Below are 11,861 nucleotides of genomic sequence, written 5' to 3' on the forward strand. Positions count from 1 at the left end.
CGATTGTTCGATGCTGACATTCAGCCATGTTATCCCGGGCTGCGGCGCGGATACGGTAGGTTCGGAGCATGAGACGCGCTGTTTGCCCTGGCTCTTTTGACCCCATCCACAATGGACACCTGGAAGTCATTGCGCGTGCCGCGGGCCTCTTCGACGAGGTGATCGTGGCCGTGTCCACGAACTATTCCAAGAAGTACCGCTTCAGCCTGGAGGAGCGGATCGACATGGCCAGGGAAACGTTCGCGTCCTTGCGCGGGATCGTGGTTGAACCCGTGGGGGAGGGTCTCCTGGCCGAGTACTGCCGGCAGCGCGGTGTGTCGGCGATCGTCAAGGGCCTGCGTTCGTCCTCGGACTTCGACTACGAACTGCCGATGGCCACGATGAACCGGCAGCTGACCGGTGTCGAGACGGTGTTCCTGCCGGCGGAAAGCCACTACCTCCACCTGTCCTCCACCCTCATCAAAGAGGTCTTCGCCCTCGGCGGGGACGTCTCGGACTTTGTTCCCCGCTCCGTGCTGAAACGGCTGGCCCCGGGCGAGCCGGTCCCGAACCGGGCGCGCAAAGTGTAAGCTTGACCGGTACTCGGCGGCCTGCTGCCGGTTGCGGGGCCCGAATCCGAGGCCGCTTGTGGTGTGAACCGCCGGCGTGCCCCCGGTTTGAGTCCGTCCGGAAGTTCAGGCTAAGATAGTACGTCGGTCATATGTTCAACAGGAGTTCTCATTAAACGAGATGCTAGTTCGCCCTTGGCGTTCGACGTCAAGGACCTCGGACGCAGTCCGGGAAGCATGCGGACGCTGACGGAACATGTACCCGCGCCAAGTGATCTTGGCGTGGCGCTCATTGGCGTGCAGGAAGGCTCGGATGTCGAGCTGGACCTGCGGCTTGAGGCCGTACACGAAGGAATTCTGGTATCAGGAACCGCGCACGTTGAAGTTACTGGCGAATGCGGCCGATGCCTGGATCCCCTTGCGTATGACCAAGAGGTTGATGTGCAAGAACTTTTCTTCTACGAGGATGCTGTGTTCTCCGATGAAGAAGACGAAGAAGAGCAACGTCGAGTCGAGCACGATCTGATCGATCTTGAGCCGGTGTTGCGGGACGCAGTTGTCACCATACTGCCGTTCCAGCCGGTGTGCCGGGAAGACTGCCAGGGCCTTTGCTCCGAATGTGGAGTGCGCCTGGAAGACGAGCCGGGGCATCACCACGAGGTCGTAGATCCTCGCTGGGCCGCCCTGGCTGACTTGGCTAAGCCTGACCGGCAAAACTGATTTGTAAGTGTTTTTCTAGAGAGAAATGAGTTAGCCGTGGCTGTCCCGAAGCGGAAAATGTCTCGCTCGAATACCCGCGCCCGCCGCTCCCAGTGGAAGGCAACTGCCCCCCACCTGGTGAAGACTGTCGAGAACGGCCAGGTCACGTACAGCCTGCCGCACCAGGCAAAGGTCGTTACCGACTCGGCTGGCACTGCGCTGTTCCTTGAGTACAAGGGCCGCAAGGTCGCAGACGTCTAATCCGCCAACAGGCTGAAAAAGATGTCTTCAACTGAAGAGCTTCTGAAGCGTCTCGGTGTCACTATTGACGCCGGGACGCTTCGTCTTGCGCTCACACACCGTTCCTACGCCTACGAAAACGGCGGCATCCCCACCAACGAACGGCTCGAGTTCCTGGGCGACTCCATCCTGGGGTTCTCCGTAACGGACGCGCTGTACCGTGACAACCCCACGCTGCCCGAAGGCGACCTGGCCAAGCGCCGCTCCGCCGTCGTCAGCACCCGGGCGCTGGCCGGCATCGGCCGCAGCATCGGGCTGGGGGAGTACATCTACCTTGGACAGGGCGAAAAGCTCACCGAAGGCAAAAACAAGGCCTCCATCCTGGCGGACACCATGGAGGCGCTGATCGGCGCCACCTACCTCTCCAACGACATCGAGACGGCCCGGCAGCTGGTCATGCGGCTGGTCGGCCCGCTGTTGAAGGACGCCGCCGCCCTCGGCGCGGGCACCGACTGGAAGACTTCCATCCAGGAGCTCGCCGCCAGCCGGCAGCTTGGGACCATCAACTACGCGGTCGACGGCTCCGGGCCGGACCACGCCCGGACGTTCGAGGCCGTGCTGCGGATCGGCGGCACGGACTACGGCACCGGCACCGGCAACTCCAAGAAAGAGGCCGAACAGGAAGCCGCCGCCGACGCCTGGCGCCGGCTGACCGCCCCGTCCGCGCCGGATCCGCAGCAGCTGCAGTCCCAGACCGGCAGCTAGGCAGCGGCGTTGCCTGAACTGCCCGAGGTCGAGGTGGTCCGGCGCGGCCTGGTGAGCTGGGTGCGAGGCCGGACCATCACCTCCGTCGAGGTGCTGGACCCGCGCTCCCTGCGCCGGCACGCCCTGGGACCGGAAGACTTTGCCGGCAACCTTGAAGGCGCGCGGGTCCTGGACGTGGTCCGCCGCGGCAAATTCCTGTGGATGCCGCTGGCGGACACGCCCGCCCCGCCCGGAAACGGTACCCCGGCCGGCGAGCCCGCCCCCGCTGTCGCGCTCATGGCCCATCTGGGCATGTCCGGCCAGCTGCTTATGCAGGACCCCGGGGTTCCGGACGAAAAACACCTGAAGGTCAGGCTGCGGCTCAGCCCGGCCGACGGCATGCCCGAACAGCTCCGGTTCGTGGACCAGCGCATCTTCGGCGGCCTGTTCCTGACCACGCTGATCCCCACCGACGACGGCGGCCCTGGCGGCCTCGCCGAAACGCCGCTGCCGCTCATCGCCGAGGAAGCCGCGCACATTGCCCGTGACCCGCTGGATCCCTGGTTCTCCTTCGAGACCTTCTACCGGCGCCTGCGGGCCCGCAAAACCGGGCTCAAGCGGGCGCTGCTGGACCAGGGCCTGGTCTCGGGGATCGGCAACATCTACGCGGACGAGGCCCTCTGGACGGCGCGGCTGCATTACGCCCGGCCCACCGACACCCTGCGCCGACCCGATGCGGTGCGGGTCCTCGACGCCGCCCGTGCGGTCATGACGGATGCCCTGGCCGCGGGCGGCACGAGCTTCGATTCGCTCTACGTCAACGTCAACGGAGCCTCCGGGTACTTCGACCGTTCCCTGAACGCCTACGGCCGGGAGGGGCTCGAGTGCAAGCGCTGCGCCGCCGCCGGCCGGGTCAGCCTGCTCCTGCGGGAACAGTTCATGAACCGGTCCTCGTACACCTGCCCCGTCTGCCAGCCCCGGCCGCGGAACGGGCGCTGGTAGGGGGCGTCCGGGCGTAGTGCCCGGCCAGCCTCGCCAGGCCCTCGTCAAGTGAAACGGCGGGGGCCCAGTTGAGGAGTTCACGGGTCCCGCGCTGGTCGAACCAGTGGGCCGTAGAGAGCTGTTCAGCGAGGAATCTGGTCATCGGCGGCTCCCCGGCCCGGCCGGACCTGGACCACACCTTCTCCACCACCGATCCCGCAGCCCGCGCGAGACTGCCCGGCACCGTCCACGACGGCGCAGGGACGCCGCCCGCGGCGCAAATGCCCGCCAGCAGCTCACCAACCGGGCGGGGTTCGCCGTTGCTGACCACGAGCGCCCGGCCGTGGATGTGCTCCATCCGGTCAAGCGCGGCGACGATGGCCGAAGCGGCGTTGTCCACGTAGGTCGTGTCGATCAGTGCCGCACCGGCGTCGAGCAGCGGCAGGCGGCCGCGGCTGGCACGTTCCAGCACCCGTTCCACCAGCTGGGTGTCACCCGGGCCCCAGACGATGTGCGGGCGCACCGCCGTGACCCGGAAACCCGGCGAGTCCGCGGCCAGCGCCAGCAGTTCGGCCTCGGCCTTCGTGCGGGAGTAGTCACCGTGCGCGCGGGCCGGGTCCGCCGCCTCGGCGCCCAGCCCGGCGATGGCGGCCCCGGAATTGGCCACGGACGGGGAGGAAACAAACACCAGCTCCCGCACACCGGCCTCGCGGGCGGCCAGGAGCAGGCGGCGCGTGCCTTCGACATTGACCTCGTCGAACTCCGCGGCACGGCCGGTGAAGGACACCTTCGCGGCCAGGTGGATGACGCCCTCGGCGCCGGAGACGGCGCGGCGCACGGCGGCCTCGTCCGCAACGGACCCTTGGAGGTCCGTGGCGCCGTCGACGCCGGAGGGGCGGCGCTGGAACGTGCTGACGGCGTGGCCCTGCCGCACCAGCAGCTGTGCCACCTCCCGCCCGAGCAGTCCGCTCGCGCCGGTGACGAGGACCCTCATGGCGTGCCCGGACGGCCGCCGGCCAGCACCGCCGAAGCCCACCGGGCCAGGCGGCTCCGGTCGATCTTGGCGTTGTGGCGGATGTCGGTCGGCTGGGAGGGGACAGCGAGCACGGCGGAGACGCTGACCCCTGCCGCGCGGGCGGCGTCCCGCACGCGGCCCGCCAGCTGCGGCGCGGCGGGACCGGCCCGGCGGACCGGCGGAACGGTTTCGACGACGGCGACGACAGCCTGGGTCCCGGACGGACCGACCCCGACGACGGCTGCCATCCCGACGTCGTCCAGGCGTTCGATGGCCTGCTCGGCGCCTACCGGCGTCACCACGGCGCCCGGGGCCGTCACGACGTGCACGAGGCGTCCTTCCACCCAGAGCCGGCCGGCGGCGTCGAGGTGCCCCACGTCGCCGGTGCGGTGCCATCCGGCCGTGCGGACGCTCTCGCGCTGGGTCAGCCAGAGCCGGTCGTAGGCTTCTTTCACGTGCGGGGCGCTGACGAGGATCTCCCCGCTCACTCCGGCCTCGCTGACGGGCTCGTTCCCGGGTGCGGTGCCGTCCGCGGCCAGCGGGATGATGGCCACGCGGGCGCCCTGCACCGGCCGGCCCACGCACACGCCGTTGCCGGCGCCTGCCATGGTTCCGGCGGCGGCGTCGGCCGCGGCGGCACGGATCTGTTCGAGGCTGATGTCCGTGACGGGCAGCGCCTCGGTCATCCCGTACGGGGTATGCAGCGAGGCGCGCGGCAGCAGCCGCTGCACCTCTGCGAGGAGGGTTTCAGGGACCGGCGCGCCGGCGGAGAGCAGCAGCTCCACGCGCCCCAGCGCCTCGTGTCCGGCGCGGCTCAGGCCGGCCCGGGTGGCCAGGACGTTGCGCAGCGCCGCGGGCGAGGCGAATACCACCGTGGCGTCGATGGCTGCTGCGGCGTGCGCCAGCGCGCTGGCCGTCAAGGTGCGGGGGGCGGTGACGTCCATGGCGGGCGTCACTGAAACGGCTCCGAGCGCCGGTCCCAGCAGGGCGAACGGCGCGAAGCCCGCCACCAGGCGTGCGCCCGGGCGGATCTCCAGCGTCGCGGCCACGGCATCGCGCATCGCTGCCAGCCGCCGGTGCGTGTAGACCACGCCCTTGGCGGGCCCGGTGGAACCGGAGGTGAACAGCACCGCGGCGGGGGCGTCCGGGTCCGGAACCGGGGCCGTGCCCGGGCGAGGGAGTCCGGGGCTGAGGCCGGCTCCGCGGCGGGCAAGGGCAGCGAGGGAGGTCTCGACGGCGAGGAGCCGGCGGCGGCGGGCCGGCAGGTCCCGCACACTGATGCGCCGTCCCGGCCAGCCAAGTACCGAGGCGGCCGCCAGGGCCTTGTCGATTCCGATGAGGAAGTCCGGGGTGGCGCCCTTCACCGCACGGCTCAGGCCGCGGGTGCCCAGGCCGGCGTCGGCCACGATGACCACCGCGCCGAGCCGCAGGCAGGCGTAGAGGACCACGGTCAGGTCCACGCCCGGGGGAACCATCAGGCTCACCCGGGTGCCGTTCCCTACACCGGCGTCCTGCAGGCCCGCCGCGAGGGCGGCGATGTTCTGTTCGAGCTCCTGCCAGCTGAGCGAGCGGGCGACGCTGCCGTCCGTGGCCATTTCCGCGACGGCGGTATCCCCGGCCGCCGGTCCCGCCGCCAGCTCGGCGAGGGGCGCCCAGAGGGGCGTGACCCCGGCGCCGGGCTCCAGGGGCCCGGCCCCGAATTCCAGCATCGAGTCGTCGGCCGGGCCGTCGGCCGGTCCGCTGTCCGGGCCGCACCCGGCCAGCCACTCGAAGACGGGCGCGGCGATGTCCCGGTCTTCCGCGACCAGGTGGCCGGCACCCTCGAAGCGGTGAACTTTCGCGTCCGGCAGCCGGCCGATGAGGTCCTTGAGGTACCGGTCGGAAAAGATCGGATCGCGCGGGCCCCAGAGCATCAGGGCCGGAACCCCCAGCCCGCGCACCCCTTCCGCGACGCGGCTGAGCGTCGGAAAGCTGGGATGGGACGCGTCGGCGGGAATGTCCGCGACAAAGTTCCCCACGCCGGCGCGTCGGCCGGCGCCGCGATAGGGGGCCATGAAGGCGCCACGGACATCCGCGGTGAGCGGCGGGCGGGCCAGGGCATGCGTCACGCGCAGGAAGCTGTCCGTCCCCGTCGTTCCCCAGCGGTGCACGGCAGGGTGCAAGGCAAGCCGCAGCGCAGGCGGGATGCGGGCGCCGGAGGGCTGGTGCACGGCCGTGTTGGTCAGCACCACGCCGGCGAGCTGCTGCGGATGGGCCACGGCCCAGCCCAGGCTGATCACGCCGCCCCAGTCGTGGCCGACGGTGACGACCGGCCCGTCCAGGCCGAGCGCCGCGGTGAGGTCGCCCAGGTCGTTGATCCGGTCCTCCAGGCGCCGGAACGTGCCGGTGCGCTCGGAGAAGCCCATGTCCAGCTGGTCCACGGCCACCACGCGCCACGGGTGTGCGGGGTCGGATCCGGCGGCCAGCAGGGTCCGCCACAGGTAGGACCACGTCGGGTTGCCGTGCACGCACAGCAGGGTGCCGGCAGGTGTCAGGCCGCGGCGCGTGAGCTGGGCACCGTTGTCCAGCAGGTGCCAGCGGCGCACGGTGCCGGGCTCATCCGCGGCGGAGGTGGACGCCACATCGATTTCGCGCGACCATTCGGGGTCGACGCCGGGCCAGTCGGCGGCTACCAAACGATTTCCACCATGGCGGTGTTCAGGCCGGAACCGACGCCCATGCACAGCACGCGGTCCCCGGCGGCGAGAGTCTGCGCTTCGGCCGCGAGGGTCATGGGGAGGGAGGCCGGGCCCACATTGCCCCAATGCGGGAACGTGATCGGCACCTTGTCCGGGTCCAGGTCAATGGCGTTGATGATGGCCTGGGTATAGGCATTGCTCACCTGGTGCGTGACGTACCGGTCCATCGAGGCCCAGTCCCACTCCGGCTGGGCCTCGTGCCAGGCATCGACCACGAGCTGCAGGCCGCCGTCGAGCAGGCCTTTGGTGTCGGTGGCCATGCCGTCAATGCTGCCCACGCACAGTTCATGGTGCTCGGTTCCGGCACGCATCACGCCGCCGAGGACCCGGTGCGCCCCGGGGTGCTCGTCCGCCGGGCCCAGGACGGCCGCAGCGGCTCCGGAGCCGAGCGTCAGTGTGGCGAACTCGCGGTTGAAGTCCTCGCGGGTGGTCTCGGGCCGCTGCAGCCGGGCCAGGGTGGCCTCCTGCGTTGGCTGGGCGTCTTCACCGTTGACGATCATCGCGTACTTGATCTGGCCGGAGTCGATCATGTTGGCCGCCAGCGTCATGCCGTTGACGAATCCAAGGCAGGCGTTGGCCAGATCAAAGTTCATGGCCGACGAAGGCAGGCGCAGTCCGTGGTGGATCTTCACCGCGACGGACGGTTCGAGGTTTCGCCGCGTCACGGAGGTGTTGATCAGCAGGCCAATCTCGGACGCTTCGATGCCGGACTCGGCCAAGGCCTTTGCGCCCGCCTCGATGGCTGCGTCGTCGAACGATGTCCCGGGGGCCCACCAGCGCCGGTGCGTGATGCCTGCGACCCGTTCGAGCAGCTTCGGGGGGACCCTCAGCCGCCGCAGGGTCGAAGCCAGCCTGCGGTCGAAATCCATGGAACTGATGATCGTCGGAGCTTCGACGCTGCTTACCGAAAGTAGAGCGGTGTTGCTGTGCCGGAATGTTGCATTGCCTACCAATTCAAGCCCCTCTTCATGTCCGTCCTGCGCTCCGGCGGTGGCCGCTCACAAGCCCGAGAGCTTAACTATGCCCCGTGCAGGTCAATTCCCGCATATGCGGCCTCAGCCATCTGCGGCGGCTTCGCGCTGGTTCTGCGCGGAATGGCCGCAGATGCGCAGTAGATTGTAAGTATCCGGGGCCGCCCCGGAACCCCCGTGTCCGTCCGAATCATGCTTTCGTCGGACAGCGGACCAGTCCGCCGACCAGGAGAACCGAAGCGCCTTGCACCTGAAAAGTTTGACCGTCCGGGGATTCAAGTCGTTCGCCTCGGCGACGACCTTTGAATTCGAACCGGGCGTCACCGCCGTGGTGGGCCCCAACGGCTCGGGCAAATCCAACGTGGTGGACGCGCTGGCGTGGGTCATGGGCGAACAGGGAGCCAAGACCCTCCGCGGCGGCAAGATGGAAGACGTGATCTTCGCCGGCACCTCGGGCCGGCCGCCCCTGGGGAGGGCACACGTCTCGCTGACCATCGACAACAGCGACGGCGCCCTCCCGATCGAATACAGCGAGGTCACGATCTCGCGCACGCTGTTCCGGACCGGCGGCTCGGAATACGCCATCAACGGCGCGGGATGCCGGCTGCTCGATATCCAGGAGCTGCTCTCTGACTCGGGCCTGGGCCGCGAGATGCACGTGATTGTCGGCCAGGGCCAGCTGGACAAGGTCCTGCACGCCACCCCCGAGGACCGGCGCGGCTTCATTGAGGAGGCCGCCGGCATCCTCAAACACCGCCGCCGCAAGGAAAAGACGGTCCGCAAACTCGAAGCCATGCAGGCCAACTTGTCCCGGCTCAGCGACCTCACCGGCGAAATCCGGCGGCAGCTGACCCCGCTGGGCAAACAGGCCGAGGTGGCCCGGCGCGCCCAGAGCGTCCAGTTCGAGGTCCGTGACGCCCGCTCACGGCTCCTGGCCGACGACCTCGTTGCGCTGCAGTCCGCGCTGGCGCAGGACGTGGCGGATGAATCGGCGCTCAAGGCACGCCGCGCCGTCGTCGAACGCGACCTCGAGGCCGGGCGGCAGCGCCAGGCCGTCCTCGAAGGGCTCGCAGCCGAGGCCACGCCCGCGCTGAACGCCGCGCGGGAGAACTGGTATTCGCTTTCCACCGGGCGCGAACGGCTCCGTTCCCTCGGTTCGCTCGCAGAGGAACGCCGCCGCCTGCTCGGCGCCGCGGACGTGGTTCCGGACACCGGCCGGGACCCGGACCAGCTGGAGCAGCAGGCCGCCCGCGTCCGCGACGAGCAGGCCGGGCTGGAACGGCAGATCCTGGACCGCACCGAGGCCCTGGACGCCGCGACAGCCGCCAAACACTACGCCGAACAGGCCGCCGCCGCCGAGGACAAGCGGCTCGCGGCCCTGCTCCGCGCCGCCGCGGACCGGCGTGAAGGCCTGGCCAAGCTCGCCGGGCAGGTCGGCGCGGCACGGTCCCGCGTCGAGTCTGCCCAGTCCGAGCTCGGCCGCCTCCGCGAATCGCAAAAGGCGGGCGAGGAGCGCCGCCGCCAGGCGCACAGCGAGTTCACGGCCCTGGAAGCGCAGGTCGCAGGGGTCGAGGACGGCGAGGAATCGCTCGACGCCGATTACGAGGCCGCGAGCGAGGCCCTCGAAACCATCATCGCCGAAATTGACGCCCTGAAGGCGGCCGAGCGTGAAGGCGAGCGGGAACGCGGCGCCCTCATGGCCCGCCGCGATGCCCTCCAGCTGGGCCTGAACCGCAAAGACGGCTCCGGGCATGTGCTCGGTGTGGCAGCCGGGGACCTGGCTGACGGGGTCCTGGGATCGCTGGCATCCATGATCGCCGTGGATCCCGGATTCGAGGCCGCCGTCGCCGCCGCACTCGGCAGCGCGTCCGACGCCGTGGTGGTCCGGGACCAGCAGACGGCCGCCGCTGCCGTGCGGCTGCTGCGCGCGGACGACGCCGGCCGTGCCGCGCTGCTGCTGGCCGGCCCCCCGGCCGGGTCCCCGCCGCCGGTGGCCGATGCGCTGACGGCCGATGCATTAACCGGCGGCAGCACGCTTCCCGCGGGCGCGCGCTGGGCTGTGGATCTTGTGTCGGCTGAGGCACCGGACGTCGCCGGCCTGCCGCTGGCCGCCCTGCTGGCCGGCGTCGCCGTCGTCGAGGACCTGGATGCCGCAGCGCAGCTGATCGCCGCGCGTCCCGAGCTGACCGCCGTGACCCGGACCGGGGACGTCTTCACGGCGCTGACCGTGACCGGCGGGTCCGCGTCGGCGCCGTCGCTGCTGGAAGTCCAGGCCGCCGTCGACGACGCCGCGTCGAAGCTGGCCGCCGTCACCGCCGCGCTCGAACGCAACCGCTTCGCACTCTCCACCGCCCGGACCCGGCGCGCCGAAGCCCAGGACCGTGCCGACGCGGCCCTCGCGAAACTCCACGATTCCGACGCGAAACTCGCGGCCGTCGCCGAACGCCTGGGCCACCTGAACGCGGTGCTGCGCAGCGCCGTCGCCGAAAGTGAGCGGCTGGCCGCGTCCCTGGCCAGGGCTGAGGCCCAGATTGTCAGCGAACAAGGTGCGCTGGAAGCGGTGGCGGCCCGGCTCGCCGCGGCCTCAGAGGCCCCCGCGGAGCAGGAACCTTCCCCGGAGCACCGGGATGCCTTGGCCCTGGCCGCCTCGCTGGCCCGCACGGCCGAGATGGAGGCCAGGCTCGCCCTGCGCAGCGCCGAGGAACAGCTCACGGCCACCCGCAACCGGGCGGCGTCGCTGGAACGGGCCGCCGCCACCGAACGCCGCGCCCGCGAGGAAGCCGCGGAACGGGCCCGCCGCCGCCGGCTCCAGGCCCGGCGCGCCGCCGCCGTCGCCGGCGCCGTCCAGCAGGTCATCGGATTCATCGACGTGTCCGTGGAACTGGCCCGCCGCGAGCGGGACAGCGCCGAGGAACGCAGGGACGCCATGGACCGTGAACTGGCCGGGGTCCGCAGCGGCAACGACGCGCTGGCCCGCGAACTGGCCGAACTCACCGACTCCGTGCACCGCGACGAGCTCGCCCGCACGCAGCAGCGGCTGCGGATCGAGGCGCTGGAACTGAAGAGCGTGGAGGAGCTCGGGCTGACTGCCGGACAGCTCGTGGCCGACTACGGACCGGACCTGCCTGTCCCGGTCCCTGCCGGCGACTCGGCGGACAAATGGGCCGCACTGCGCGCCCCGGTGGACGAGGACGGACGCGAGATTTCCGACGGCAAGCCCTTCGTCCGTGCGGAACAGGAAAAGCGGCTCAAACGCGCCGAACGCGACCTCGCGGCCCTGGGGAAGGTCAACCCGCTGGCGCTCGAGGAGTTCGCCGCGCTTGAGGAGCGCCACCAGTTCCTCAGCACCCAGCTCGAAGACCTGAAGGCCAGCCGCAAAGACCTGTTGGACATCATCAAGGAAGTCGACGACCGCGTCCAGAAGGTCTTCGCCGAGGCCTTCGAGGACACCTCCCGGCAGTTTGTCCGCGTCTTCGCCCGGCTGTTCCCCGGCGGCGAGGGCCGGCTGGTCCTGACCGACCCCACCGACATGCTCACCACCGGCATCGAGGTCGAAGCCCGCCCGGCCGGCAAGAAAATCAAGCGGCTCTCGCTGCTTTCCGGCGGCGAACGCTCCCTGACGGCCGTGGCGCTGCTGGTGGCCATCTTCAAGGCACGGCCCTCGCCCTTCTACGTCATGGACGAGGTCGAGGCCGCGCTCGATGACACCAACCTGGGCCGCCTCATCACCATCTTCGAAGAACTCCGCGAATCCAGCCAGCTGATCGTCATCACGCACCAGAAACGCACCATGGAAGTCGCCGACGCCCTCTATGGCGTCACAATGCGCGGCGACGGCGTCTCCACGGTGATCAGCCAGCGGCTCAGTGCGGAGATCTGAGCAAACGTCCAGGTCCCGGCACGGCGGCGTCCGCGCGCAACAAAA

At 70.2% G+C, this 11,861-nt stretch carries 9 protein-coding genes; 6 read left to right on the top strand and 3 right to left on the bottom strand.

Annotated features, from left to right (window positions below):
- Nucleotides 1-68: 68 nt before the first annotated feature.
- The 5 genes from coaD to mutM all read left to right on the top strand — a co-directional run bounded on the left by coaD (nucleotide 69) and on the right by mutM (nucleotide 3,233).
- On the top strand, nucleotides 69-569 hold the full coding sequence (gene coaD, locus AC1DNG_RS16180) for a pantetheine-phosphate adenylyltransferase (RefSeq protein ID WP_223916485.1): 501 nt from the start codon (nucleotides 69-71) through the stop codon (nucleotides 567-569).
- A gap of 174 nt (nucleotides 570-743) precedes the next feature.
- Nucleotides 744-1,268, top strand: coding sequence for a YceD family protein (locus AC1DNG_RS16185; protein WP_079553424.1), 525 nt, complete (start codon nucleotides 744-746; stop codon nucleotides 1,266-1,268).
- 36 nt (nucleotides 1,269-1,304) lie between these two features.
- Nucleotides 1,305-1,508, top strand: a complete 204-nt coding sequence (gene rpmF, locus AC1DNG_RS16190; RefSeq protein WP_009356569.1) for a 50S ribosomal protein L32 — start codon at nucleotides 1,305-1,307, stop codon at nucleotides 1,506-1,508.
- Nucleotides 1,509-1,529: 21 nt separating this feature from the next.
- Nucleotides 1,530-2,252, top strand: a complete 723-nt coding sequence (gene rnc, locus AC1DNG_RS16195; protein WP_079553422.1) for a ribonuclease III — start codon at nucleotides 1,530-1,532, stop codon at nucleotides 2,250-2,252.
- Nucleotides 2,253-2,261: 9 nt separating this feature from the next.
- Nucleotides 2,262-3,233 carry a bifunctional DNA-formamidopyrimidine glycosylase/DNA-(apurinic or apyrimidinic site) lyase gene (gene mutM, locus AC1DNG_RS16200; RefSeq protein ID WP_476887779.1) on the top strand — a complete coding sequence of 324 codons (972 nt, stop codon included), beginning with the start codon at nucleotides 2,262-2,264 and terminating at the stop codon, nucleotides 3,231-3,233.
- On the opposite strand, the gene AC1DNG_RS16205 is transcribed toward mutM, so the two are convergent.
- Genes AC1DNG_RS16205 through AC1DNG_RS16215 form a run of 3 tightly spaced genes read right to left on the bottom strand, consistent with a single transcriptional unit; the run spans nucleotide 3,169 to nucleotide 7,918 of the window.
- Nucleotides 3,169-4,206, bottom strand: a complete 1,038-nt coding sequence (locus AC1DNG_RS16205; protein WP_476887780.1) for an NAD-dependent epimerase/dehydratase family protein — start codon at nucleotides 4,204-4,206, stop codon at nucleotides 3,169-3,171. The two genes, mutM and AC1DNG_RS16205, sit on opposite strands and share 65 nt — an antisense overlap.
- Nucleotides 4,203-6,902 (bottom strand): alpha/beta fold hydrolase, encoded by a 2,700-nt coding sequence (locus AC1DNG_RS16210; RefSeq protein ID WP_476887781.1) that lies wholly within the window; start codon nucleotides 6,900-6,902, stop codon nucleotides 4,203-4,205. The genes AC1DNG_RS16205 and AC1DNG_RS16210 overlap by 4 nt, the downstream gene beginning before the upstream one ends.
- Nucleotides 6,896-7,918: a 3-oxoacyl-ACP synthase III gene (locus AC1DNG_RS16215; protein ID WP_476860310.1), complete on the bottom strand. Its 1,023-nt coding sequence runs from the start codon at nucleotides 7,916-7,918 to the stop codon at nucleotides 6,896-6,898. Before AC1DNG_RS16215 ends, AC1DNG_RS16210 begins: the two co-directional genes overlap by 7 nt.
- Nucleotides 7,919-8,180: 262 nt before the next feature.
- On the opposite strand from AC1DNG_RS16215, the gene smc reads away from it, so the two are divergent.
- Nucleotides 8,181-11,816 carry a chromosome segregation protein SMC gene (gene smc, locus AC1DNG_RS16220; protein WP_476887782.1) on the top strand — a complete coding sequence of 1,212 codons (3,636 nt, stop codon included), beginning with the start codon at nucleotides 8,181-8,183 and terminating at the stop codon, nucleotides 11,814-11,816.
- Nucleotides 11,817-11,861 lie beyond the last annotated feature (45 nt).

Source organism: Arthrobacter sp. 01T425 (assembly GCF_056398725.1).

What these genes read in the sequence shown, in the direction of transcription:
- coaD (WP_223916485.1), top strand. Translation starts at nt 69, where the DNA reads ATGAGACGCGCTGTTTGCCCTGGCTCTTTTGACCCCATCCACAATGGA.
- rnc (WP_079553422.1), top strand. Translation starts at nt 1,530, where the DNA reads ATGTCTTCAACTGAAGAGCTTCTGAAGCGTCTCGGTGTCACTATTGAC.
- AC1DNG_RS16205 (WP_476887780.1), bottom strand. Translation starts at nt 4,206, where the DNA reads ATGAGGGTCCTCGTCACCGGCGCGAGCGGACTGCTCGGGCGGGAGGTG.